Below are 24,518 nucleotides of genomic sequence, written 5' to 3'. Positions count from 1 at the left end.
CCATGAACCGGGTGCCCATGTTCACCGCCGACGCTCCCAGCGCGAGGGCGGCGACAAGTCCGGCGCCGGTGGCGAGTCCGCCGCTGGCGATGATCGGGATCGACAGTGCCCGGGCCGCAGCGGGGATCAGCACGAGGCCGGGAACGTCGTCTTCGCCGGGGTGGCCGGCGCATTCGAAGCCGTCGATGCTGATCGCGTCGACGCCGAGTTGCTCGGCCTTGACGGCGTGCCTCACCGAGACCGCCTTGTGGATCACCTTGACACCGGCCGCTTTGAAGGTGGGCAGGTGTGGGGTCGGGTTGCCCCCGGCGGTTTCGACGATGGTGATGCCGCTGTCGACGATGGCGTCGCGGTATTCGTCGTAGGGCACCGGCTGGATGGTCGGCAGGATGGTGAGGTTGACGCCGAAAGGTTTGTCGGTGAGGTCGCGGCAGCGGGCGATCTCCTTGACCAGCGCCTCGGGGGTCGGTTGGGTCAGGGCGGTGAGGAATCCGAGCGCCCCGGCGTTGGCGACGGCGCTGATGAGGTCGGCGGTGCCGACGGCGGTCATGCCGCCGCACACGATGGGGTGTTCGATCCCGAAGGTCTCGGTGAAGGTGTTGGTGAACAAAGTGGTTCCTCGGTGTGGGTTTGGTGGTCAGGACGGGAGGTCAAATGCGCGGATTGCGTTCTCGCGCAGAAACGCTGCACGCGTCTTTTCATCGAGCTCGAGCTTGTCCAACCCGGACAGGCAGTCGGGGGCCGGCCAGGCCGGGTGGTTGGAGCCGAACAGCACCTTGTTCCGGCCGTGCCCGCGGAGGTAGTCGACGATCTCCGCCGGGTAGCGGGAGGTCTTGTACGCGGAGGTGTCGATGTAGACGTTCGGGTACTTCGTGGCCAGCGAAATGGCTTCACCCGTCCACGGAACTCCGATGTGGCCGGCGATGATCCGTAGTTCGGGGAACTCGAGGGCCACGTGGTCGAGGTACGGGATCGGGCGGCCGGGTTCGGAGGGGCACAGCGGGCCGGTGTGCCCGATCTGCGTGCAGAAGGCGATGTCGAGGTCGCAGCACGCCGCGTACAGCGGGTAGTACCGGCGGTCGTCCGGCGGCAGGTCCCACAGCCACGGCAGGACGCGCAGGGCGCACGCTCCGAATTCCTCGACGCATCGGCGCAGTTCTCGCACCGCCTGCATCGGCTGGTGGAGGTTGACGGAGGCGACCATCAGGAAGCGGTCCGGGTGGCGTTTGACGATGGCCCCGACCTCGTCGTTGCTGATCAGCGGTCCCGTGGGGGCGTGCCAGGCGCTGAGCAGGCCCAGTTCGACGCCGGCTTCGTCCATGCGGTCGATCGTCCACGACACCGGCGGTTCGGTTTCGGGGATGGTTCCCTTCGACCAGCGGCGCAGGGAGTCCAGGAACGGCATGTCGAGCCATCGCTGGGTCGGGTGCTGCATCCAGGCGTCGATTGTGTTGGTCAACACGTTGCCTCTCGAAGTGATTCCCTCTCAAGCAGTTTCGCGAATGGAGTGAGCCGCCCGACTGTTGCCGGTTCCGGTGTCCTCCATGTCCCGGTGCCGGGTTTCGGGCAGGGCGAGGGCACAGGCGAAGCTGAGGAGGCCGAACCCGGCGAGCATCCACCCGACGGCGGTGCTGCCGTATCGAGAGGTCAGTTCCGCGGCGAGCATGGGTGCGGTGCCGCCGCCGATGACGCCGGCGATCGCGTACGCCATACCGGCGCCGGTGTAGCGGTATTCGGTGTGGAACATCTCCGGGAGCAGTGCCCCCGCGGGACCGTAGGAGACGCCCATGATGACCAGGGCGAGGGCCAGGCTGGCGAGGAACGCGAGCGGGGAGCCGGTGTCGAGGAGGGGGAAGAGCACCAGCCCTCCGGGGATGGCCACGATGCAGGAGGCGAGCACCATCTTGCGGCGGCCGATTCGGTCGGAGTAGATGGCGGACAGGATGATTGCTGCGCAGAAGACGGCGGAGGCCAGGAGTCCGAGGGACAGAACTGTGGTGCGGCTCAAGCCGAGGGTGGCGGTGCCGTACGAGGTGAGGTATGCGGTGCCGATGTAGAAGAACGCGAACATCATCGCCAGGGATCCGGCGGCAACGAGCAGCTCACGGGGCTGGTTCTTGAAGACCCCGAGGAGCGGGCCCGCGCCGGTGTGGCGAGTCTGCGTGGCCTGACGGGCGAACATCGGTGTCTCCTCCACCTTCAGACGGACATAGAGGCCGATGAGCACCAGGAGTGCGCTGGCGATAAAGGGGATCCGCCAGCCGTAGTCGAGGAACGCCTGAGAGGTTTCGCCGACGAAGAGGTTGACCGCCAGGAAGGTGCCGTTGGACAGAGCGAAGGCCAGTGACGGTCCCAGCTGCGGGAATACCGCGTACAGGCCCCGTTTGCCGGTGGGGGCGTATTCGGTGGCCAGCAGGGTTGCCCCGGCCCATTCACCGCCGACGGCGAGACCCTGCGCAATCCGCAGCGCGATCAGCGCGATCGGTGCGGCCACACCGATGGTGGCGGCACCGGGGAGCAGTCCGATGAGGACGGTGCTGATCCCCATCAGCAGCAGCGTGCTGACCAGTGTCTTCTTGCGGCCGATCCGGTCACCGAAGTGGCCGAAGATCGCGGCGCCGAGAGGCCGGGCGACGAACGCGACGGCGAACGTGGCGAAGGAGGCGACGGTGCCGGCGGCGGTGCCGAGGGCGGGGAAGAAGACCTTCGGGAAGACCAGTGCTGCCGCGGTGCCGTAGATGAAGAAGTCGTAGAACTCGATGGTGGTGCCGGTGCAACTGGCAATGGCGACACGGCGCATCGGGGTGGTTGGTGGGCTCGTTACCGGGTCGACGGTTCGGGACATCTGAGATCTCCTGCTCGGTGGGCCCATCCGCCCGCTGGCGGAGGAGCTGAGGTACGACGAGCAGTGTGAGCGTCGTTACATCGGGTCCTACACCCCCAAAAGTGGGTTGCCCTCCCGGGCAGCTACTTTCGTGGGTACACGACGGACGTACAGGGGCCGCGGTTGGTGCCGGCGTCAGCGGAGGAGTCCGCGCTCACGGGCGGCGAGGATTGCTTGGACGCGGTTGGTCGCGTGCAGTTTGCGCATGGCGCTCTTGAGGTAAGACTTGACGGTGTTGGGCAGCAGCCCGAGGGCCTCGGCGACCTCGCGGTTGCTCAGGCCACGTGCGACGTGTTCGAGCACGTCGATCTCGCGGGGCCGGAGCAGCGTGGGTGGTTCCTGGGATCCGGCCGACCCGAGCACGGGCGCGAACCGGTTCCCCACGGCCTCCAGTTTGCCGCGCAGGGTCTCGTCCTCGATCTGGTCGGCCAGGTTCGTCAGTTCCTGAGCGATGTCGTACAGGTCGGCGCGACTGAGCGTCGCCCGGTCGGCCTCGGTGGTGCGCATGAGGCTCAGTCGTCGCCGCACTTCGTCCTCGACCGCGATGTCGCGTTCGAGCCGCCGGACCAGTGGGGTGAAGCTGTCGAACCAGCGGTCGCCCAGGCGCACGTGGGTGCGGGCCGCCAGGTAGATCAGGATCCGGGGTGTGCGGTCGACGATGATCGGAAGCGCGGCCAGGGTTTCGATGGCCTCCGGTCGCACGGCGTGGTCGTAGGTGTGGGTGATGCCTTGCGCCGAGAAGTAGTCGGCCACCGACACCGGGCGGGCGAGCATCAGCGCCTTGCCGCCGAGTCCCTCACCGTTGCGGACGACCAGGTTCACCGCCGAGCGGGTGCGGACCCCGGTCAGGTCGGTGATCTCCATCGCCGCTGCCCCGTGATGCACCGGCCCACCGAACACCATGTCCATTCCGGCGTGCTTTCGGAGAGTCGCCAGCGAGCGCGCGAGGATGCGCCGTTCGATCGGCGTATCGGTTTCGAATGACATGGTCACGTCGGCCTCCAACTAAACATCTGATCCCGAGGCTAGTGAGTGCCGTCACACCGTGGCAACGTCGTACCCACGAAGGTGGGTACGACATCCCCGACCTACCTTCGGGGGTCCCGCTCCGTTCGTTTCACGGGTCACATACCTCCCAGAACGGAGGAACACACATGGACATCAGGCTGAGTCATACCGTCGGTCCGACCGAGCGGCCGCTGCTCGAGATGACGATCGGCGACAACTTCGACCGGACCGCCGCGAGATTTCCCGAGCGCGAGGCGGTGGTCGACGTTCCCACGGGCCGGCGGTGGACGTACGCCGGTCTCCGCGCCGACGTCGATGCGCTGGCTTCTGCCCTGCTCGAGGAGGGGATCGTCCCCGGGGACAGGGTTGCGATCTGGGCCCCGAACTGCCCTGAATGGGTGCTGGTGCAGTTCGCGGCGGCGAAGGTGGGTGCCATCCTGGTGAACCTCAATCCCGCATACCGCTCCCACGAACTCGAATACGTCCTCACCCAGGCGGGGATCCGGCTGATGTTCGCGGTCCAGTCGTTCAAGACCTCCGACTACGAGGCGATGGTCGCAGAGGTTTCGCCCCGGTGCCCGGGGCTCGATCGGGTGGTAATTTTCGGCAGCGACGAGTGGGCGTCACTGTTGATCCGCGGAGATCAGGCCTCGTCCGAACGGCTCACCGAGGTGCAGGCCGTCCTGTCACCGGACGATCCGATCAACATCCAGTACACGTCGGGAACCACCGGGTCGCCGAAGGGTGTCACCCTCTCGCACCGCAACATCCTCAACAACGGGTTCTTCGTCGGCGAGCTGCTCGGCTACACCGAACTCGACCGGATCTGCGTGCCGGTGCCGTTCTACCACTGCTTCGGCATGGTCATGGGCAACCTCGGGGCCAGCACGCACGGCGCGTGTGTCGTCATTCCGTCACCGTCGTTCGATCCCGTCGCCACGCTGACGGCGTGTGCGCAGGAGCAATGCACCTCGGTATACGGAGTGCCGACGATGTTCATCAGCATGCTCGACGTCCCCGACTTCAGCTCATACGACCTCTCGTCGATACGCACCGGAGCCATGGCAGGCTCACCGTGCCCGGTGGAGATCATGAAGCAGGTCACGGCGTGGGCACCGGAAGTGGCGATCGCGTATGGCATGACCGAGACATCCCCGGCCTCCACCCAGACCTGGGTGGACGACTCCCTGGACCGGCGGGTGTCCACCGTCGGCCGCGCCCACCCCCACGTAGAGGTCAAGGTCGTCGATCCTGAGACCGGCGAGACCGTCCCACGGGGACAGTCCGGTGAATTGTGTGTCCGCGGCTACTCGGTGATGCTCGGCTACTGGAACGAACCCGACAAGACCGACAAGGCCATCGACGCCGACGGCTGGATCCACACCGGCGACCTCGCGGTCGTGGACGAGGACGGGTTCGTCGCCATCACCGGGCGCATCAAGGACATGGTGATCCGCGGCGGGGAGAACATCTACCCCCGGGAGATCGAGGAGTTCCTCTACACCCACCCCGACATCCTCGACTCCCAGGTGATCGGCGTTCCCGACGACAAGTTCGGGGAAGAGCTGATGGTGTGGCTGCGGCTACGCGAGGGCGCCGAGAAGATCGACGCCGACAACCTCCGGGAGTTCTGCACGGGCCGACTCACGCACTACAAGATCCCGCGCTACGTGCACTGCGTCGACGAGTTCCCCATGACCGTCAGTGGGAAGGTCCGCAAGGTCGAACTGCGCGAACAAGCTCTCCAGATCCTCGGGTTGTAGACCCGAACACGCCCATACTCGAACAACATTCACGACAAGCCAAACGGAGGACATGATGAGCTGGACAATCGAACGACGCGGTCGCGTCGCCGTCGTCACGATGAACACCAACCCGGTCAACGCGCAGAACCGCGCCTTCTTCGCCGACCTGCACGACGCCTTCGATCGACTCGAACGCGAGCACCCACAGTCGCCGGTGGTGCTGACCGGCACCGGCACCCGATTCTCCGCCGGCCTGGACCTGGCCGAGCACTTCCGGCTCTTCGCCGGCGACGAGGCAGCAGTCGCATCCTGGTTCCAGGACTATCGGGCAACCAATATCCGGTTGTTCACCTACCCGAGACCGACGGTGGCCGCGGTGAACGGGCACGCCTTCGCCGGAGGTCTCATCACCGCCGCCGTGTGCGATCGCACGGTCGCCGCCGCCGGCGAGGCCCGGTTCGGAATCAACGAGGTCAACATCGGGATCCCGATGCCGGCGGTATATCTGCGGATGCTGGCGTACGCCTGGGGGCAGCCGGTGGCATCCCGGACCTGCCTGCAGGGGGAGATCTTCTCCGTGCACGAGGCACACGAAATGGGGATTCTGCACGAGGTGGTGCCAGCCGAGGAACTACTTGACCGGGCCGTCGCCCTCGCCGAGTTGACCCCCGAGGACTGCATCGACAACTACGCCTATACCAAGCAAGCCTTGCAGGCCCCGACCCTGCGTGACATCGCGGACTTGTCCGACCCACTGGACCGGAAGGAACTGGCCGCCGGCATGACGAGCGAGCCGTCCCGGCGTGCCCACCGCCGGTACTGGGAACAGCTCAAGGGCCGCCCCGCCGACTGGTGACCGGAGTGGACACCAATGGCGCAGAACGGTTGCCCGACTGGGTGATCTGGCAGCAGCGGCCTTTCCCCGATGCCAACCTACTGCTGATCGACGGGCGGGAAGCGGCGCTCGTCGACAGCGGCTTCGTCGGACACGCGCAGCAGACAGCCGACTGGGTGCGGGCACACAGCGACAACCTCACCCGAGTCGTGAACACGCACTGGCACGCCGACCATGTCGGAGGCAATGCGCTGCTCCAGGCGAGGGGCGCCGGCATTGCGGCCAGCGCCCCGGACGCCGACGCCGTCGCGCGTCGCGACCCGGGCTGCTGTCTCGCGGAGTACCTCGACCAGCCGGTCGCTCCCTACACCGTCGACGAGCCGGTCGACGACGGGCACGTGCTCCGGCTCGGTGACGCCGACTGGGAGGTGGTCCGCACCCCCGGCCACACCCCGGGCCACTTGGCGTTGTGGCAGCCTGAGGAACGGCTACTGGTTGTGGGAGATGCGTTGTCGGACTACGACGTCGGCTGGGTCAACAGTGCCCTCGACGGCCCCGACGCGGCACACGCGGCCCTGCAGTCGCTCCACCGGCTGACCGACCTGCAGCCGCGGGTGCTGCTGCCCGGGCACGGACCGATTCCCGCCGACCCCGGCGCGGCGTTGGCCAGTGCACGGCGCCGGGCGCGACGCCTCGTCGACGACCCGGACGGCGCAGTATGGTACGGAATTCGGCGAATCTTCGCCTTCGCATTGATGATTCGTGACGGAATCTCCGCCGCCGAGGTCGAGCCCTACCTGCATGCCCGTGCTTGGCTCGTCGACGCAGCCCGGCTGCTGCGCCTCACCCCCGAGGCGCTTGCCGCCGAACTGGTCGAGACGATGGTGCGCGGTGGTGCCGTGGTTGTTCGGAACACGCGACTGCATGCGGCGGCCGAGCACACCCCGGTCACGCCGGGAACGCTGCCGGTGTCCTTCCCCTGGGAATGGCAGTCCCCGGCACCCACAGGTCCAGCGCGGCCGTGAAGAACGAGCCCTATCCGACCACCCGCTCGACCAGCAGCACGGCCCCGATTCCGATCATCGCGGCACCGGAAATCCAGGTCACCACCCGCGCTGCGGCGGGGCGGGTGCGCAGCACCACCCGCGCACCTGCACCCACCCCGGTGTAGACGACGGCGCAGCTGGCCGTGTGTACCAAACCGAGCAGCACAATCTGCAGCGCGAGCGGCCACCGCGCGCCCGCGTCGCTGAACTGCGGCAGCAGAGCCAGGAACAGCAGGAACACCTTCGGGTTCAGCCCGCTGATCCCCAGGCCCTTGACGGCCTGCCGTACCCACGATTCGGGTGCCTGCTCGGGACCGGCCTGCGGCGGCGCCGAAGGTTTTGCGAGCGTCGTGATCCCCAGCCACACCAAGTACGCCGCCCCGACCCCGGTCAACGCGGTCAGCACCAAGGGCGAGCGGGAAACCAGCGCGGCGACGCCGGCCGCCACCACCGCGGTCATCACCAGGTGCCCCGACAACAGACCACCGACCGCCGGCACCACGGTGCGATGCCGCAACCCAGCCGCGATCGCGTACGCCCAATCCGCGCCAGGCGTCAGCACGAACAGAAAAGAAACCGCCCAGAACGCGGCAACGGTACCGATCGCCATAATCTCACTAGTCCTTCACGCTCGCGGAACACCAGAACGCCTAGCGGTTCCGATAAGAAAGACTAGAAATAATGGAGGAGAAAGTGTTGCCAATGATTCCCTGAACACCCCACGTTTGGGGAAGAATCTTCCGCATGGACAGCGTTGACAGGAAAATCCTTGCTGAACTCCAGCAAGATGGTCGACTCACCCTCACCGAACTCGCCGACCGGGTCCGCCTCAGCATCTCGCCCTGCGCCCGGAGGCTGCGCGCACTGGAGAGCTCCGGCGCGATCACTGGTTACCGCGCGCAGCTCGACGCCCACGCGCTGGGACTCACATTCGAGGCGCTCGTCTTCGTCACCATGCGCGCGGCCGACCGCGACACCATCGAGGCATTCGAACAGGCCGTAGCTGCCATTCCCCATGTCGTGCAGGCTCAACGGCTGTTCGGCGACCCCGACTACCTTCTGCGGGTCATCACCCGCGACCTCCCAGGCTTCCAGGCGCTCTACGACGAAAGCCTGGCCACCCTCCCCGGCGTCCAACGCCTCAGCTCCACCCTCGTCATGAAGAGCGTCTCCGACAACCGGCCCCTGCCTCTGTGAGGGCTGGGAGAGTTCAGTGGGCGCGGGCGGGGACTGGCTGGACTGCTCACGGCCGGCAGACGAATTCTGACGCTCGGTACGACCTCCTCGAGCGTAAGTGGTGTAGCACTACACCGTCCCCGCCGGCGCGACTCGGGAGAACCCGCGTGGTGGTGTTCGGCGAACGTGGAATCGGCCGACCGATAAGCATTGTCATGCGCGGGCGAAAGATAAATCGTCTGCCGAATCGGCCACTGATCGTGCCATCCTCGAAGCAACTCAAAGCTAAGGAAAGTAGGACGCGTCGTGAAGGTTGCAATTATCGGGTGTGGGGAAGTTGGGCGTGCGTATGCCCTGGCCGGTGCGGCCGCCGGCTACGAACTCGTGCTCGTGGACCCTCGTCCGTCGGCTGCGACTACCGCAGTCGCCGATCAGACTCGGGCGGCGCTCCATCTCTCGCCGGACGAGGCCGTCGGCGACGTGGACCGGGTGTGGATCTGTGTGCCCGGAGACCTGGTGAAGGCGATTACTACGTCTCTGATCGGAAAGCTGCCCGGTCACGCCGTGGTGGTCGATCTGACGACTGCGTCGCCGGACGACAAGCGCGAGTGCTCGGCGACCCTTGCAGCGCACGGCATCGAGTATGTCGATGCCGTGATCATGGGGTCGGTGACGCTGACCGGATCGCGCACCCCGTTGCTGGCTGCAGGCCAGAAGGCCGGCGAAGTACTCGCCGAGTTCGCAGAGTTCGGGGCGCCGGTGCAGGCGATGGCCGGCGGCCGGGCGGGTGACGCCGCCGCAATCAAGCTTCTGCGTACGATCCTGACCAAGGGTCTCGAATCACTTGTCGTCGAGTGTTTCATGGCAGCCGAGCAGCAGGGCCTCCGCAGCAATCTCTACGACGTATTGACCGATGTCGACACCATCGGGTTCGTTCCCTTCCTGGAGATGCTGATCACCAGCCATGTTCAGCACGCCGAGCGTCGGATGCACGAGGTGGAGCGGGCCCGCGCCCAACTTGCGGAGATGGGTTGCCCGTCGGTGGTTCTGGCCGGTACCGAGGCGCGTTTCGCTCTGACCTCAGCGGCATTGAAGGACGAGAGCCCTGGACAGCACGCCGCAGGTGACGTGGCTTCGACCATCGCATGGCTGTTGAACTCGGCTCGGGCATCCGAGACTGTCTGACACGCTCAACCAGTCCGTTAAGCGGACTTCTCTGCAGGCGGTACCCGAGACGCATAGTGCGACAGAGTATGTCGTGGGAAACTTCGTGCGTGAGAGTAACCGTCATTGGTGCCGGCCGGATCGGCGAGGCACTCGTAGCAGGACTGTGTCGAGCGGGGACGTCCGCTGAATCGATCACCGTCATCGGTCGCAATATGGAACGGACATTCGCGGTCGCGCATCGGCACGGGGTACGAGTTGCCGACATGCGAAATCTTCCCGAGGAATGTGACGTTCTGGTGGTGGCGGTGAAGCCGCAGCAGATCGAGGACGTGTTGCCCGGCCTCGGAGTGGCGCTGCACGGATCCACTCGCCGTCCGGTCGTGGTGTCGGTGGTGGCCGGGGTGGCTACCTCGAGAATCGAGCAATTTCTTCCCTCTGTGGTGCCGGTGGTACGCGCGATGCCGAACACCCCGATGACGGTGGGCGCGGCGGTCACTGCGATCGCGGCTGGCGCCGCGGCAACCGAGCACGATCTGCGGTTGGTCGAGTCCGTGTTGGAATCTGTCGGTGAGGTACTGCGCGTCCCCGAGGGCCAACTCGACGCCGTCACAGCAGTTTCCGGCTCTGGCCCTGCGTACGTGTTCCTCGTGGCGGAGATGATGATCGACGCGGCGATGACGCTGGGACTGGACCGGGCAACGGCGGACAGGTTGGTGACCGGAACCTTGGCCGGCTCGTCGGCGATGCTCGGTGACACCGACCCGGTCGATCTGCGGGCGGCGGTGACATCGCCGGCGGGGACAACGGCAGCGGCGTTGGAGGTCTTCGAACAATCCGACATTCGGCAAACGTTCCGAGGAGCATTGACCGCGGCACGTGACCGATCGATGGAACTGTCCGGGATCGTGCGCCCACCCCTGGCTCCGGCGTCCGCTGACCAGCGCTGAGCGGGGTGCCGCCTGCTCGGGCGGCACCGCCGCTACGAGCGGGTGCGGACCTCGGGATCCGGCACGCTGCGGGCCGAGTCGCCGTGTGGGATCACTTCGGGCTCCTCCCCGCCGACCGGACGTTTCATCCTCCGCGGCGGCATCGCAACCACCCGAATGGCGAGGGTAACCATGACTACGCCGACGATTTGGGTGGGGGAGAGGTGCTCGCCGAGGACCACGACGCCCAAGACGACGGCGAGAACAGGTTGGAGCATCAGGATGCTGGCTCCCACCCCGGGGGTGAGGCGCGGCAGAGACACGCCGACGAGGATCCAGCCGGCGACCTGTCCGACGATCGCGAGTGCGGCGAGCCAGCCCACTGCGGCCCACCCGGGAGACAGATCGACCGGATCCCAGATGAGGGCGAGCACCGTACCGGTGGCCCACGCGACGACGGACGAGCAAAATACCTGCGAGGAAGCGCGATTCGGCGGGCACCAAGCGCCGATGGCGAAAACGTAGGCCCCGTAACAGATCCCAGCGACCAGGGCCAGCACGGATCCGTACACGATCGTGTGGAGGTCGGCCGTGGGTTGTGCGATACCACTGGTGAGCGCTACTCCGCACAGCAGGAACGGGACCGCGACGACGTAGGCCTTCGACGGCCGTTTGCCCGTGATGCACAGCCCCAGCACGGGCGCGACGATCACCTGGATGTTGACCAGGACGCTGGAGACACCCGCTCCGACGAGGGCGACCGATTGCGCCCACAACGCCATGTCCCCACCCAACAAGACACCGGCGACCAGTTGCACGGTCAGCACCCGTCGTGGCAGCGGGCCGTGCTTGCGGTAGTCGTGCCAGGCGAGGACCGCGAGAATCGGGACCGCGATCAGGTACCGGACCAGAATCGTCGTGGCGGTCGACACGGAGGCGAGGGCGATGAAGATCCCCGAGCCGGCGAGGGCTGCCGCCCCGAGGCCGAGTTGGAGGGTGGGAGGGAGATGCCGGGTTTGGTCTCGGCGGTTAGCGAGCAGCACGGACTTGCAGGGTGACTCCCGCGCCAGCGGTGTCGGTATCGAAGTAGGTGAAGCCGGCTCCGGTGGGCAACCGGCCCCGCAACTTCGGGGACGGGCCGGCGGCGGTGACTCGGGCTTCGGCCGCGTCGACGTCGGGGACGGAGAATCCGAGGTGGAATACCCCTTCGCCGTGTTCGTCGAGGAACCGGCGTTGCAGCGTGTTGCCCTCGGGCGGGCAGCACAGCTGTAGTTGCACGTTGCCGAGTTCGGCGTACCGGTACTCGAGCTTCATGAAGTCGTCGACATCGGGGGCCTGCAGGTCGGGGCGGAACGCCTCGAGCGACGGAAACGGGTGCCAGGGGCCGATCCCGAGGGACTCGTAATAGGCCACGGCCCGGTCCATGTCTGCCACGACGACGCAGACGTGATGCAGGTTCTGGAATTCGCTGGTCATGGGGCGATTACCTTTCTGTCGCCACGCGCTGGTCGTACTCGTGTGCGGCCTGCTCGAATGTCTGGCCGGCGCGTGGGTTCCACTGGATGCCGGAGCGGGCCTTGATGCCGGGCTTGAGACGTTGGGTTTCGTCGTAGTCCTCCCAGGGGTGGAAGAACAACGGTTCGGCCTCCTCGATGGCCGTCAGGCAGCGGGCATATCCGTCCAGGTAGCCCTGCCGCTCGTCGGCGCTGACCCGGCCGGGCATCCAGGCCGCGAACGGCGGCAGTACGGTGAAGCCGGTGTAGGCGAGGATTCCGTTGTGGATGGGCCACAACACATGGAGCAGGTCGCCGTCGATGCCGTTCGGCTCGTACAGCGTCGAATCGGTCCCGGTTGTCAGGCAGATCATCGCCTTCTTTCCGAGAAAGTGACCCTTGCCGTACTTGCGGCCGGCCGAGTAGGCGAAGCCTCGGGCGAACACTCGGTCCACCCACCCCTTCAGAATGGCCGGCATCGAGAACCACCACACCGGGAAGTGGAAGAGGATCAGATCGGCCTCGGCCACCTTGCGCTGTTCCTGCTCGATGTCGAACGCCTGCGTCCGCGTGGCGAAGGCATGCTCCTGTTCGCGGGAAAGATCCAGGTAGTCGGCATCGACTCGCTCACCGGTGAAGTCCTGGCTGTCCAGCTCGGCGATCCACTTCATGGCGTAGAGGTCGGAAACGGTCACCTCGTGTCCGAGGTCGGTCAGGGTCCGGACCGCGGTGTCCTTGAGGGCACCGCAGAACGAGCGGCGCTCGGGGTGCGCGAAGACCACGAGAATGTTCATCGGTTGTCTCTCTCGACAGGGAAGGGTGGTCGATGGTCTGACCAACGATCTCATGCTGGTCGTGACGAGGTCAAGCGAACCGGCCCGGCGCTTGGGGCGGCCGGGCCGGTTCGTCAGGAGTTCGGACTCTGCCGGATCTCGAGGGTCACTCCGGCCGACGACGGTGTCTGCAGGTAGGTGAATCCGGTCGAGTCGGGGCGGCGCCCGTACATCCACGGTTCGAGTCCGACAGCGCGAGCGGCCTCGGTCCCCTTGTCGACGTCGTCGACGACGAAACCGATGTGGAAGACTCCGCCGCCGGTGCGGTCGAGGAATTGTCGCTGCGGCGAGTTGCCGGGGCCAGGCTCACACAGTTGCAGCTGGAGTCCGAGAGCGTCGGTGTACTTGTAGTTCAGGTCCAGGAAGGCGTCCCGGTCCGGTACGTCGAGGTCGGTGAATGCGCTGAGCGGCGGGAAATTCTGCCATCCGCCGATGCCGACCTTCTCGTAGAACGCAATCGCAGCGTCGATGTCGGGCACGACGATGCAGACGTGGTGCACAGCGTCGAATGGTGGAGTCATGTGGTGTCCCTTTCAGGTGAACGGTGCACAGGCGTGGGTGAATCCGTACAGCCGGTGGGCGTTGGTGGTGAGGATTGCCTCGCGGGTCACCGGGTCCGGTGCCCAGTCGGGGAGCAGATCCAGAAGGGTGCCGACGTTGGGCATCTGTCCCCAGAACCCGACGTGTGGCCAGTCCGAACCCCATACACAGCGGTCGGGTGCGGCCTCGATCAGGCTCTGCGCGAACGGAATCGTGTCGGAATAGTCCGCCGCTCGCGCCATCCGGAACGCCCCGGACAGCTTGGTCCACGCGCCGTCTGCCATCAGTGTCAGAAACTGTGTCCATTCGGGTGCGTCGACACCGGCGGCGACGTCGAAGTCGCCCATGTGATCGACCACGTAGGGTACGGTCAGCGTGCGCAGGTCCGCAGCCGCGGCGGCGAGATGCCTTGTGTTGGTGAGGAACTGCAGATGCCAGCCCATCTCCGCGCAAATGGCGTCGTACCGGGCGAGTTGGTCGAGGCCGATGCCGCCGCCCGACAACGTGTTGAGCCGCAACCCCACGACGCCCGAATCCTGCAAATGGGCGAGCGTGCGGTCGTCGACGTCGGGTGCGACCACGGCGACCGCGCGCAGCCGGTCACGGGCCCCCTCGACGGCGTCGAGCATCTCCGTGTTGTCCGTGCCGTGCACGCTGATCTGGACCAGCACCCCGTAGGTGGTGCCGACGGCGTCGAGCATCGACAGGTACTGCTCGGTCGACGCCGGTGGCGGGGTGTAGCTGCGCTCGGGGACGAAGGTGTGCCCCACGACGTGCGCGTGGGTATCCACCGCCCCGGCAGGCAGGGTGAACCGTCGCGGCGCGTGCGGGGCCGGGTCCGGCGCCGGGCACACCTGGTCGACTTTGTCCGTTCCGAAATCCATGGGTGTCTATCCTCGCTCTCGGCGTCCGGTCAGCGGGCCGACTTGATCAGAGTCTTTGCGATGGTGTTCTTCAGGACCTCGGACGAGCCGCCGGCCACCTCGTAGGCCTTGGCATCGCGGAAGTAGCGCCCGAACGGCGACGTCTCCTGCGTGCCGGTCGCCCCGCAGACCTGCACGGCCATGCTGGCGACCTTCGTGGCGAGTTCGGCGGCAAGCAGTTTCGCCGCGGACGAGGACCGCTGGTAGTCCCCGCCGGAGTCGAGGTCGCGGGCGGCCTGATACGTCACCAGTCGAGCGGCATCGATCTCCGCGGCAGCCTGGGCGAAATACCATTGGATGCCCTGGAAGTCGATCACGTTGCCGTCGAACGCGGGCCGGGTGCGCACGTACGCGAATGCGTCGTCGAACGCAGCGCGGGCGATGCCCAGTGAAATCCCCGCCGCGAGGGTGCGGCTGTTCGACAAGGTGACCAGGGCCTGCCGCAGCCCGTTGCCTTCCACACCGATCAGAGCGTCGCCGGGGATCTCGACGTCGTCGAGGACGAGGTTGACATGCGGGCCGTTGCGCAGCCCGAAGGTCTGCGCTTCCCGGGTCTGTCGGGTACTGACACCGGGTGCGTTGCGATCGACCGCGAACGTGGACACCCCGACCGGGGTCTCGGCCAGCACGACGAAGAACTCGGCCCGCGACCCGGAGGTAATGAACGCCTTCTCCCCGTTCAACACCCACCCGTCGCGCTCGTTGCCGCGGGCTTTGGTGTCGAGGGTGCGGATGTCGCTGCCGTGCCCGCGCTCGGTCAGCGCGTAGGAGGCGCGCAGGCCTTGCGCGTATCGCGGCAGGACCCGTTCCTTCAGGCTGTCGCGGCCGTAGAGCTCGATGATCTTGCTGCTCTGCAGGATCGTGATCAGTGAGACTCCCAGGCTCGCCGACCCGGCTCCGAGTTCCTCGAAGACCCCGAGGGCGTTCTCCATCGACTCGCCCTGGCCGCCGTACCGGGTCGGCAGGGTCATCGCGTTCCAGCCCAGCTTCGCGGTCCGCCCGACCAGGTCCACCGGATACACATCCTGGTGGTCGATCTCGTCGGCGACGGGTTTGACGACGTCGTCGCTGAATTGGCGTGCGGGGGCGGCGATCTTCTCGTCGACCAGGTATCTCCAGAAACTCATGGTTCGGCCTTTGCTCGTGATCTCGGTATCGGTGATGAGTCAGGGTTGATGTCGGATGGGTGGCCGGGACGGTTCACCGGGGCGGCCCCGCGCCCCGAACCCTCAGGCAGGCTGGAGGGCTTGTAGTTCGTCGAGAATCCGGGCGTTGTAGCCGTCCATGTCGACGAGTTCCTGCTCGGGTGTGGCGAGGTCGTAGGTGCGCACACCCGACCTGTGGACCACCTCGAGCGCGGAACGGATCCTGGTTGCCTGGCCCAGGGGCCGCAGGTCCGGGCACCAGTCGAGCAGCGCTGCCAGCGCGAGCCAGGCACCCGTCGGGTTGGACCGGCGGGTGCCGGTCCGGTGTGGTGAGGATCCGTGCGCCGGCTCGAACAGTGCGGTGACGCCCGACCCGAAGTTCCGGTCGGGGTTGATGGTGGCGGATCCGCACAGGGCGGGGGAGCCGGCCCGGGCGCAGACGATATCGGAGAGAATGTCGCCGAAAATGCCCTCCGTGGCGATCACAGCGGGCAGCTGTGGATAACTGACCAGTTCGTAGGCCGCGCGATCGACGTTGACGTGATCGAACGCCACCCCGGTCCGGTCGGCGACCTGCATGGCAGTGGCACGCCACAGCCGCGAGGTCGCGAAGACGCTGGCCTTGTCGACGCTGATGTACCGGCGCCCGGGAGCATCTCCGGTCAACCCGGCCGCCATCTCCACTACCTCGCCCACACGAGCGGGCAGGAGCCGGAGCTGGTCGACCGCGGCGCTGACACCGTCGCTCTCCTCGCGCTGGCTGGGATCGGCGTACGCGCCGCCGGTGATGTTGCGGACGATGGTGACATCCTCGCTCAGCTGTGGAACCCATACGGTGCGGACACTGACCCGCAGGTCGAACAGGTTGCGGAGGGAAATCAGCGCCGCCTCCGGATTGGGGCACTCCTCGGCGGTGACCCCGGGATGCGTTCCGACGGCCCCGCTGAGCACGACATCGGCACTGCGGCACGCCTCGATGGTCTCCTCGGGAAGGATCGAACCGGTCGCCTGCCAACCGGCGGTGCCGTAGGGCAACGGCTCGGTCAGCGTGATCGGAGCTCCGGCGGCGGCGAGCCGGCGGAGAAACTCGAGCGGCCCGTCGAGGATCTCGCTGCCGATCCCGTCGCCGGGCAGAACTGCGATGACCGTCATGGGGTGCGTCCTTTCGCGGAGGGAGGATCGTAGGCCGTCAGGACATCGCGGTCCAGGACAGGACCTGCTGCTCGTGCAGAAGCCGACGCTGAACCTTGCCGGCGGCGGCGTCGCGGGGAATCGTCGCCACACGCGCAATGTGCGCGGGGCGCATGAACACCGGCAGATCGGCGACGGCATCGCGGATGGACTCGAGCGGCACGCTGTCGGCGACCACGTAGAGGACGACGTCGTCGTCGACCAGCTCGCCGGGCTTCTTCCACAATGCGAGGTCGGTGAGAGCGTCGATCGTGCCGAGTCGTTCCTCGACGTACGGGATGGGCACGAACTCGCCTTTGACACGGATGCTTTCGGCCGCCCGCTCGAGGAACACCAGGCCGCCCTGGTCGTCGCGACGGCCGAGGTCGCCCGTGGCGAACCAGCCGTCCTCGTCGCGGCTCGGGTCGACGGCGCCGTCCCGGAAGTACCCGGCGAACAGGGTGTTCGGCGCGTTCTCGCGTACGTAGATCTGACCGTCGTCGTCGAGGCGGTCCTCGACGTCGGAGCGGGTCTGTCCGCCGAATCGACTGGCGTTGGGGGGGATCTCGGATTCATCGGCGAGTGACCAGCGGTGCAGGTGGCTCACTCCGGCTGCCTCGGTGGAGCCGTATCCCGATACGGCGACGGGAATGCCGAAGCGGGACATGAATTCCCGGTCGGCGTAGAACATGGTGCGGACGCTGTGTTCACCGGAATCGGCGGTCGTCGTGGCGCGCTTGAGGATTTCGACGGGCGGTGCGTGCAGCGCCAGCGCGGTCACCCCGTGTTCGCGGACAGCCGGCCAGAAGCCGCTGGCCGAGAACTTCCGGACTGTCAGGGCGTCGGCGCCGGCGCACAGGGCCCCGATGATGCCGTACCCCATCGGATTGATGTGGAACAGTGGCAGCGGAGCGAGCATCCGGTCGCCTGCCTGCAGGTCGAGGGCTTCGGCCATCGCCGAACCCAACCGCAGGAAGTACTCGTGGGTCTGGGCGCAGAACTTCGGCAGCCCGGTGGTTCCGGAGGTGTGCATGAAGGAGGCGAGGTCCGACGGTGCAGCGTCGAGGCCGGGGCTGGACTGCGGGTCGACCGGTGCCCACTCCCGAATCGTCGACAGCGGGAAGGTGCGCAACGTCGCGGGGAGAGTGTCGAGGTCGGTGAACACGGCGGCGGGATCCAGGCGCTCGAGCATCTGCGCGAGCAGTTCCGGCGGATACGTGGGATTCACCAGGGCCACCGGGGTGCCCGAGAGCAGACACGCCATCCACACCAGCATGTATTCGGTGGAGTTGTTCGCGACGATGGCCAATCGCTGATCACGCCGAATGCCCAGTTCCTGCAGTTCCTGCGCACCTGCGGCGGCGATGCGGACCGCGTCGGACAGAAGGATCTGGTCGTCGACGGTGCCCACCCGGAGATCGGGTCGATCCGATGACCGCTGCAGAAGGAGTTGGGCGAGGTTCGTTGTGCTCATGTCGTCTCTTCCGGGCTGGAGGGCAGGGCGTCGTCACACCGCGAACGGTCTGGCCGCGGGCGGTGGTAGGTCGCTCCCTGGAGCTGGTTGCACAGTCGATGGTCGCCCACGGATTCAGATAAGAGAACGGCCCTCAGCTAGCGTCAGCGGTAAGCGAAACTTATGTCTCGTGCCGGTCGACATGCCCCGCTGGGGCTGATGACCTCGGGCGTCGCTGTGATACACATACGCCATGTCCACAGCCTCTCCCTTCGGCGCCGACTTCGAGTCGCTGCTCTCACCCGCGGTCCGCACGACGTCAGTGGACGACGTGGTCGCCAAGCTTCGCGAGATTCTGCTGACCGGCGGGGTGGCCCCGGGGGAGAAGCTTCCGAGCGAACGGGAGTTGGCCCGGTTGCTGCAGGTCAGCCGGACCACGGTCCGTGAGTCTCTGCGCACACTCGAGGCGCATGGGCTGATCACCATACGTCTCGGTGGCAGCGGTGGCGCATTCTTCAACCCCCCGGACCCGGGCCTGATGGGCTCGGCGTTGGCGATGCTCCTCGCGTTCGAGTCCGTGTCCGAGGAGGACCTCACCGACTACCGCATCGACTTCGAGCAGGAAAATGCGGAGCTGGCGGCCCGGCGGGCCACGGACGACGAGATGGCGGGCCTGCAGAAGATCCTCGACGAGGTGCGCGAACTGGGCTCCTCCGGCTCGACCGACTGGGACCGGGTGCGCGCCCTGGATCTGACCGTCCACGAACTGCTGCCGAGGCTGTCCCACAATGCCGTCCGTGTGGCGATCTCGGCGGGCATCCACGACGCACTCGCCCGTAGCTTCGCTCAGGTCGAGCCGAGCGCGTCGAGTCCGGAGTTGCTGCGGGACGAAGTGATCGAGCTGCTCACCAAGGTCATTGCACGTGACGGTGACGGTGCTCGCGCGGCCATGGCAGGGCATCTGCGTCGCTGGCGCTCATAACGCCGTTAACAAACTTGGTGGCCGCCGTAACAAACCGTTAATTGCTGTGCATTGACTCACTCGCACCACTGTGGGACCGTTGGTCAGACCATCGACCACCCCCTCTGGAGACGATTGATGAACATTTCCGCCGGCCGTACCGGCCTCTTTCCCATCGGCCCCACCGATCCCTACGCGTTCGCTGCCGACTCGACCGAGCGCGCGGAGATCGCCGCCGCGCTCGACGAGATCCGCGGCACCGACTTCCAGGTCGCGAGCAACATCGCCGGAAAGGAGGTCCGCACCGGCCGCACCATGGCCATCCAGGCGCCGCACAACCACTCGCAGAAGCTCGGTGAGCTCGACCTGGCCGGCCCGTCCGAGACCCAGGCCGCGATCGACGCCTCGCTCGAGGCGGCTCGATGGTGGGGAACCCTGCCCTGGGAGGAACGGGTCGCCCCTTTCCTCAAAGCCGCCGACATGCTCGAGCACGGCCCCTGGCGGGCCAAGCTCAACGCCGCGACGATGCTCGAGCTGTCCAAGACCACCTACCAGGCCGACATCGACGCCGCCTGTGAGACAGTCGATTTCATCCGCGCCAACGTCAAGAACATGCTCGACATGTACGAGACGCAGCCCGGCTCACAGGCCGGTGCGTGGAACCGGGTCGAATACCGGCCCCTGGAGGGCTTCGTCTTCGCGGTCACCCCGTTCAACTTCACGTGCATGAACAACCTTGCGTTCGGGCCCGCAGTGCTGGGCAACACCGTGGTGTGGAAGCCGGCCGAGAGCGCGTCGCTCGTCGCCCACCTGTCCCTGCAGTTGCTGCGTGAAGCCGGTCTTCCGGACGGTGTCATCAATGTCGTCTACGGCACCGGCAGCGACATCGGCCCCACCGCCCTGAGCAACGAGCACCTCGCTGCCGTGCACTTCACCGGGTCCACCGGAACCTTCCAGCACATGTGGCAGGAGGTCGGCAAGAACGTGGCCACCTACCGCAACTACCCGCGCGTGGTCGGCGAGACCGGTGGCAAGGACTTCATCCTCGCCCACCCGAGCGCCGACCTCGACGCGTTGGCTGTCGCCTGCATCCGCGGCGCCTACGAGTTCCAGGGGCAGAAGTGCTCGGCCGCCTCCCGCCTGTACGTGCCGCGCAGCCTCTGGCCGCGCCTGAAGGAGCGGCTGGTCGCGCTGACCGAACAGATCAGAGTCGGCGACCCCACCGACCCCGAGGTCTACGTCGGCGCCGTCATCAACGGCCGCCAGCACGCCAAGCACGCCGAGATCCTCGCCCGTGCCCGCGCCGAAAAGGCCGTGGTCGTCGGCGGTAACACCGACGACAGCGTCGGCTGGTTCGTCGACCCCACCATCCTCGAGGTTACCGACCCGCATTCGCCGCTCATCACCGAGGAGATTTTCGCTCCGGTCCTGACGACCTATGTGTACGAGGACTCCGACTGGAACGACGTGCTGCGCCTGGTCGACACGTCCACGCCGTACGGCCTGACCGGTGCCGTCTTCGCCGAAGACCGCCGCGCGGTGGAGGAAGCCGACGCCGCCCTGCGGTACACGGCGGGCAACTTCTACGTCAACGACAAGCCCACCGGCTCCGTCGTCGGCCAGCAGCCGTTCGGTGGTGCGCGCGCGTCGGGCACCAACGACAAGGCCGGCACGGTGTGGAACCTGATCCGCTTCGCCAGCCCGCGGACCACGAAGGAAAACCACTCGAGGGTGACGGACTACCGCTACCCCCACCTCGAGAAGTAACGTCCGATCCACGACAGGAAACGTGATGACCAACCCAACCGTGTACGACGTCGTGGTCGTCGGAGCCGGCATCATCGGTGCCAGCTGTGCGCACCACCTGGCCCAGCAGGGGCATAGGGTCGCCGTGCTCGAGGCCAAGGCCGGTGCCGCCGAGGGCAGCACCGGGCTCTCCTTCGCCTCGGTCCGCGCCCAGTGGGCCGACGACCTCAACACCGAGCTGTCCTGGCGCAGCATCCGCTTCTACCGGGATTTCCAGGACCGGTACGGCCTCGACGTCGGATACCAGCCCAACGGGTACCTGTTCCTGGTGCCGGAAGCGAACTGGGAACGCCAGCTCGCGGCAGTCGAGCTCCAACGCGCCCACGGTGTCCCGGTCGAGGTCCTCGACGTCGACCGGGCCCAGAAGATCACTCCCTTCGACCCGACCGGAATCGGCGGTGCCACCTGGGGGACAGCAGATGGGCAGATCGACCCGCACGGTGCGACGAACGCATTTCTCACCCTCGCTCGCGCCAAGGGCGCCGACGTCTTCTTCAAGGCACCGGTGGACGGAATCGACAAGGCCGGCGAGCTGTGGACACTCTCGGCCGGTGATCGCACGGTGACCGGCCGCCACGTCGTGAACGCTGCCGGCGGTTGGGCCGGCGACGTCGCCGCTCTCGCTGGCCTCGACGTACCCGTGGTGCACTCGCGCCGCAACGTCTACGCCACCGCCGAGGGCGCCCTCGACTCGTACGTGCCCATGACGGTGGATCTGGCGACGGGTGTGTACATGCGCAGCGAAGGTCAGCGACTGCTCTTCGCCGGCGCCAAGTCCACCGAAGTCGACGGATACAACACAGCAATCGACTGGCCCTGGATGGAGGAGTTGCTGGCCCTGGTCGCCGACCGCTTCCCCTGGCTGGTGGAGCTGCCGCTCGATCGCCGTGCCTGCTGGGCGGGCACCTACGAGAACACCCCCGATCACGACGGCATCGTCGGCGCCGACCCACGAGAACCGCAGTGGATCAACGCATGTGGCTTCTCCGGGCACGGCCTGATCCAGGCACCGGAGATCGGCCGGCTCGTCACCGAGCAGGTCACCGACGGGGCGATCACCAGCATCGACCTGTCCGAGCTGTCCCTGGCCCGATTCCGGACCGGTGCCATCGAGAATTCGGTGTCGCTGGTCTTCTGACCGGCGCATGGGTACCGCTTCCCGCCCAACCCCGAAAAATCAGGGGAAGGCTGCGAGTTCAATGACGCACTCGCTGCCTTCCTCTGGTCTGGGAGTAACCTCGTTCCTCCCAGGGTGGCCCGTCCGTCCAAGTAGCAGGGCACCCGGATCCCTTTCTGCCCGTGCACCTTATCCCGGCACAGTTCCTGGCCGAAAACATTTCCGGCACCGGTGATAAGCGAATGTACGCGCTGCCGTCACCCGAGGTGAACGCTCTCCGGTGACTGTGTTCCCCGTCACCAATTCCCTGTAATCTTCGAGCTGTCCTCCTCCGGCGCTGTGGATTTCGAAGACATCCGGATGCAGGGCACCCGCCCTCCCCTCCCCCTCAGCGCTCATGTGCCGAAGAAACTGCCGGCGCCGCTGATCACGAAACAGGAATCTCATGGCACTTTCATCCGCATCATCGGGCGGCACTGCCGCCCCGGGAGCGTCGTCGGAGAAATTGACGCGCTCGATGTCCCTGACCAACTTGATCTTCCTCGGTGTGAGCGCGCAGATCGGCTCCGGGTGGTTGTTCGCCGTTCTGTCCGCCGCAGGGGCTGCAGGACCGGCCGCAGTCTTGTCCTGGGTACTCGCGGCGCTACTTTTCGGTGTCATCGCGATGCCCTGGATGGAACTGGGCGCCATGCTCCCCCGCTCGGGTGGGCCGGTCCGGTACCCGAGTCTGTCGCACGGCATGATGACCGGCTGGCTGGTCGGCGGCGCGTACTGGATCGCCACCGTCGCGGTTACTACCCTCGAGGCGCAGGCGGTGCTGACCTACGTCAGCAGCAACTGGCCCGAGCTCGGGTTGATGCACGAGGTCGACGGGCTCGAGATCCTGACCTGGCCGAGGGGCATCCTCGCCGGTGTCGCCATCCTCGCCGTCTTCACCGTCCTCAACATCTTCGGCATCAAAATGCTCAGTGAAGCGAACCGGTGGATCACGTTGTGGAAGATTGCGATCCCGACGCTGACCTTCATCCTGCTGTTCACCGCGTTCCGCAGTTCCAACTTCACCGAGACCGGATTCTTCGCGATGGGCTTCGACGGCGTCCTCCACGCAATCCCCGCCACCGGTATCGCATTCGCTTACCTCGGCTTCCGCCAGGTCCTCGACTTCGGCGGCGAATGCAAGAACCCGCAGCGCAACATCCCGATCGCCATCGCCGCGTCCATCCTCATTCCGATGGTCGTCTACGTGCTGCTCCAGGTTGCGTTCATCGGCGCGCTGGACTGGACCGCCGCCGGCCTGGCACCGGGTCAATGGGGATCGCTGCTGTCGAGTGACTGGGCATCGGCACCACTGTTCCAGGCCCTCATCGCCGCCGGATTCGGCGGATTCGGCACCCTGCTCCTGATCGATGCGATCGTCTCCCCGGCCGCGACCGGGTGGGTGTTCCTCGGCAGTGCCACCCGGTCGACCTACGCACTGTCCGAGCACGGCATGGCACCGTCGCTGTTGCAGCGACTGAACCGATTCGCCGTGCCGTGGATATCGCTGCTCGTCTCCTTCGCTGTGTCCTGCCTGTTCCTTCTCCCGCTGCCGAGCTGGTACCGCCTCGTCTCCATCGTGTCGGTGGCTCTGCTGCTGAGCTACCTCGTCGGCAGCTCCAGCATGATGGTTCTGCGCCGAACCGCTCCGGACCTGCCGCGTCCCTTCCGCCTCCGAAATGCCGGATTGTGGGCGCCGGCCAGCTTCGTGGCAACCCTCATTCTGGTGTACGTCGCCGGGTTCTCGACCGTCCTCAACCTGGCCATCGTGGTCTTCGCTGGCACTCCGGCATACGTCGCATACATCGCCGTACGACAGAACTGGATCACCCGCGCTCGCGCGTACAGCTGGTCCGCAGTATTCCTCGCGGCGTGGGGCTTCGTGAGCTGGCAGGGTGGATGGTTCATGACGGTCAGCGGCGGCCAGCGCGAGGGAGCCTGGGATACCCCCGCCTATCTGGTGGCCTGCACGGCCGTGCTCGCCGTCGGCGGGATCGTCCTCTACCTGATGAGTAATACCGTTGGCCGCGTGCATGTTTCCCGGTCGACCTGGTTCGTCACGTTGTTGATGGCCGTGCTCTTCCTGTCTTTCTACGGAAGCTACGGACCGCTCGACCACCCCGTCTTCGGTGAAGGCTGGGACCTCATCCCGGTGACGGTCGCAGGCCTCGCAGGCTACTACTGGTCGGTTGCCTCCGGCTTCCAGACCGACGAAGTGCGGGAAAATCACCTCGAAGACGACGTCGTCCCGGTG

General features: G+C 66.6%; 23 protein-coding genes. 10 read left to right on the top strand and 13 right to left on the bottom strand.

Going from position 1 to position 24,518, the window contains the following annotated elements; genetic code table 11:
- The 4 genes from ACFTZB_RS22220 to ACFTZB_RS22205 all read right to left on the bottom strand — a co-directional run.
- On the bottom strand, positions 1-610 hold a 610-nt coding region (locus ACFTZB_RS22220; RefSeq protein ID WP_378434083.1), incomplete at its 3' end, for an NAD(P)H-dependent flavin oxidoreductase.
- A gap of 27 nt (positions 611-637) precedes the next feature.
- The gene (locus tag ACFTZB_RS22215; RefSeq protein ID WP_378434085.1) at positions 638-1,435 is read right to left on the bottom strand and encodes an amidohydrolase family protein; all 798 of its coding nucleotides are present in this window, start codon (positions 1,433-1,435) and stop codon (positions 638-640) included.
- 51 nt (positions 1,436-1,486) lie between these two features.
- The gene (locus ACFTZB_RS22210) at positions 1,487-2,845 is read right to left on the bottom strand and encodes an MFS transporter (RefSeq protein ID WP_378434082.1); all 1,359 of its coding nucleotides are present in this window, start codon (positions 2,843-2,845) and stop codon (positions 1,487-1,489) included.
- Positions 2,846-3,019: 174 nt separating this feature from the next.
- On the bottom strand, positions 3,020-3,871 hold the full coding sequence (locus ACFTZB_RS22205) for a response regulator transcription factor (protein ID WP_378434084.1): 852 nt from the start codon (positions 3,869-3,871) through the stop codon (positions 3,020-3,022).
- 167 nt (positions 3,872-4,038) lie between these two features.
- Between ACFTZB_RS22205 and ACFTZB_RS22200 the strand changes: the two genes are divergently transcribed.
- The 3 genes from ACFTZB_RS22200 to ACFTZB_RS22190 are packed head-to-tail and all read left to right on the top strand — an operon-like array spanning position 4,039 to position 7,497.
- Positions 4,039-5,655, top strand: coding sequence for an AMP-binding protein (locus ACFTZB_RS22200; protein ID WP_378434081.1), 1,617 nt, complete (start codon positions 4,039-4,041; stop codon positions 5,653-5,655).
- Positions 5,656-5,710: 55 nt separating this feature from the next.
- Positions 5,711-6,493: an enoyl-CoA hydratase/isomerase family protein gene (locus ACFTZB_RS22195; protein ID WP_378434080.1), complete on the top strand. Its 783-nt coding sequence runs from the start codon at positions 5,711-5,713 to the stop codon at positions 6,491-6,493.
- A 5-nt stretch (positions 6,494-6,498) separates the two neighbouring features.
- Positions 6,499-7,497 (top strand): MBL fold metallo-hydrolase, encoded by a 999-nt coding sequence (locus ACFTZB_RS22190; RefSeq protein ID WP_378434079.1) that lies wholly within the window; start codon positions 6,499-6,501, stop codon positions 7,495-7,497.
- A gap of 10 nt (positions 7,498-7,507) precedes the next feature.
- On the opposite strand, the gene ACFTZB_RS22185 is transcribed toward ACFTZB_RS22190, so the two are convergent.
- A complete protein-coding gene (locus tag ACFTZB_RS22185) occupies positions 7,508-8,128 on the bottom strand; it encodes a LysE family translocator (RefSeq protein ID WP_378434078.1) in 621 nt (206 codons plus the stop codon).
- A 134-nt stretch (positions 8,129-8,262) separates the two neighbouring features.
- Here ACFTZB_RS22185 and ACFTZB_RS22180 point away from each other — a divergent pair, with 134 nt between their 5' ends.
- The 3 genes from ACFTZB_RS22180 to proC all read left to right on the top strand — a co-directional run bounded on the left by ACFTZB_RS22180 (position 8,263) and on the right by proC (position 10,808).
- Entirely contained in the window at positions 8,263-8,715 is a 453-nt protein-coding gene (locus ACFTZB_RS22180) for an Lrp/AsnC family transcriptional regulator (protein ID WP_378434077.1), read from the top strand.
- A 285-nt stretch (positions 8,716-9,000) separates the two neighbouring features.
- Complete coding sequence (locus ACFTZB_RS22175; RefSeq protein ID WP_378434076.1) at positions 9,001-9,879, top strand: NAD(P)-binding domain-containing protein; 879 nt, start codon at positions 9,001-9,003, stop codon at positions 9,877-9,879.
- The gene (proC, locus tag ACFTZB_RS22170; RefSeq protein WP_378434075.1) at positions 9,840-10,808 is read left to right on the top strand and encodes a pyrroline-5-carboxylate reductase; all 969 of its coding nucleotides are present in this window, start codon (positions 9,840-9,842) and stop codon (positions 10,806-10,808) included. The genes ACFTZB_RS22175 and proC overlap by 40 nt, the downstream gene beginning before the upstream one ends.
- Before the next feature lie 32 nt (positions 10,809-10,840).
- Here the strand turns inward: proC and ACFTZB_RS22165 are convergent, their stop codons facing one another.
- From ACFTZB_RS22165 to ACFTZB_RS22130, 8 genes are all read right to left on the bottom strand, one after another.
- A complete protein-coding gene (locus tag ACFTZB_RS22165) occupies positions 10,841-11,830 on the bottom strand; it encodes a DMT family transporter (RefSeq protein WP_378434074.1) in 990 nt (329 codons plus the stop codon).
- Positions 11,817-12,263 carry a VOC family protein gene (locus ACFTZB_RS22160; protein ID WP_378434073.1) on the bottom strand — a complete coding sequence of 149 codons (447 nt, stop codon included), beginning with the start codon at positions 12,261-12,263 and terminating at the stop codon, positions 11,817-11,819. Before ACFTZB_RS22160 ends, ACFTZB_RS22165 begins: the two co-directional genes overlap by 14 nt.
- A gap of 7 nt (positions 12,264-12,270) precedes the next feature.
- Positions 12,271-13,074 (bottom strand): NAD(P)H-dependent oxidoreductase, encoded by an 804-nt coding sequence (locus ACFTZB_RS22155; RefSeq protein ID WP_378434072.1) that lies wholly within the window; start codon positions 13,072-13,074, stop codon positions 12,271-12,273.
- 113 nt (positions 13,075-13,187) lie between these two features.
- Positions 13,188-13,634, bottom strand: coding sequence for a VOC family protein (locus tag ACFTZB_RS22150; RefSeq protein ID WP_378434071.1), 447 nt, complete (start codon positions 13,632-13,634; stop codon positions 13,188-13,190).
- A 12-nt stretch (positions 13,635-13,646) separates the two neighbouring features.
- The gene (locus ACFTZB_RS22145) at positions 13,647-14,537 is read right to left on the bottom strand and encodes an amidohydrolase family protein (RefSeq protein WP_378434070.1); all 891 of its coding nucleotides are present in this window, start codon (positions 14,535-14,537) and stop codon (positions 13,647-13,649) included.
- A 29-nt stretch (positions 14,538-14,566) separates the two neighbouring features.
- On the bottom strand, positions 14,567-15,703 hold the full coding sequence (locus ACFTZB_RS22140) for an acyl-CoA dehydrogenase family protein (protein WP_378434069.1): 1,137 nt from the start codon (positions 15,701-15,703) through the stop codon (positions 14,567-14,569).
- A 102-nt stretch (positions 15,704-15,805) separates the two neighbouring features.
- Positions 15,806-16,873: an isocitrate/isopropylmalate family dehydrogenase gene (locus ACFTZB_RS22135; RefSeq protein ID WP_378434068.1), complete on the bottom strand. Its 1,068-nt coding sequence runs from the start codon at positions 16,871-16,873 to the stop codon at positions 15,806-15,808.
- 37 nt (positions 16,874-16,910) lie between these two features.
- Positions 16,911-18,365 (bottom strand): AMP-binding protein, encoded by a 1,455-nt coding sequence (locus ACFTZB_RS22130; protein ID WP_378434067.1) that lies wholly within the window; start codon positions 18,363-18,365, stop codon positions 16,911-16,913.
- Between the two features lie 232 nt (positions 18,366-18,597).
- On the opposite strand from ACFTZB_RS22130, the gene ACFTZB_RS22125 reads away from it, so the two are divergent.
- The 4 genes from ACFTZB_RS22125 to ACFTZB_RS22110 form a co-directional block, all read left to right on the top strand.
- Positions 18,598-19,326 (top strand): FadR/GntR family transcriptional regulator, encoded by a 729-nt coding sequence (locus ACFTZB_RS22125; RefSeq protein ID WP_378434066.1) that lies wholly within the window; start codon positions 18,598-18,600, stop codon positions 19,324-19,326.
- Positions 19,327-19,443: 117 nt separating this feature from the next.
- Positions 19,444-21,072 (top strand): L-glutamate gamma-semialdehyde dehydrogenase, encoded by a 1,629-nt coding sequence (gene pruA, locus ACFTZB_RS22120; RefSeq protein WP_378434065.1) that lies wholly within the window; start codon positions 19,444-19,446, stop codon positions 21,070-21,072.
- A 25-nt stretch (positions 21,073-21,097) separates the two neighbouring features.
- A complete protein-coding gene (locus tag ACFTZB_RS22115; RefSeq protein WP_378434064.1) occupies positions 21,098-22,249 on the top strand; it encodes an NAD(P)/FAD-dependent oxidoreductase in 1,152 nt (383 codons plus the stop codon).
- A 424-nt stretch (positions 22,250-22,673) separates the two neighbouring features.
- Positions 22,674-24,518, top strand: a 1,845-nt coding sequence (locus ACFTZB_RS22110; RefSeq protein ID WP_378434063.1) for an APC family permease, incomplete at its 3' end; no start/stop codon positions are given.

This window comes from Rhodococcus sp. NPDC057014 (genome assembly GCF_042673295.1).
Classification (GTDB): Bacteria; Actinomycetota; Actinomycetes; order Mycobacteriales; family Mycobacteriaceae; genus Rhodococcus_F.
Note: the sequence above shows the minus strand (reverse complement) of the source record. Positions and strands in the feature narration are given on the sequence as shown.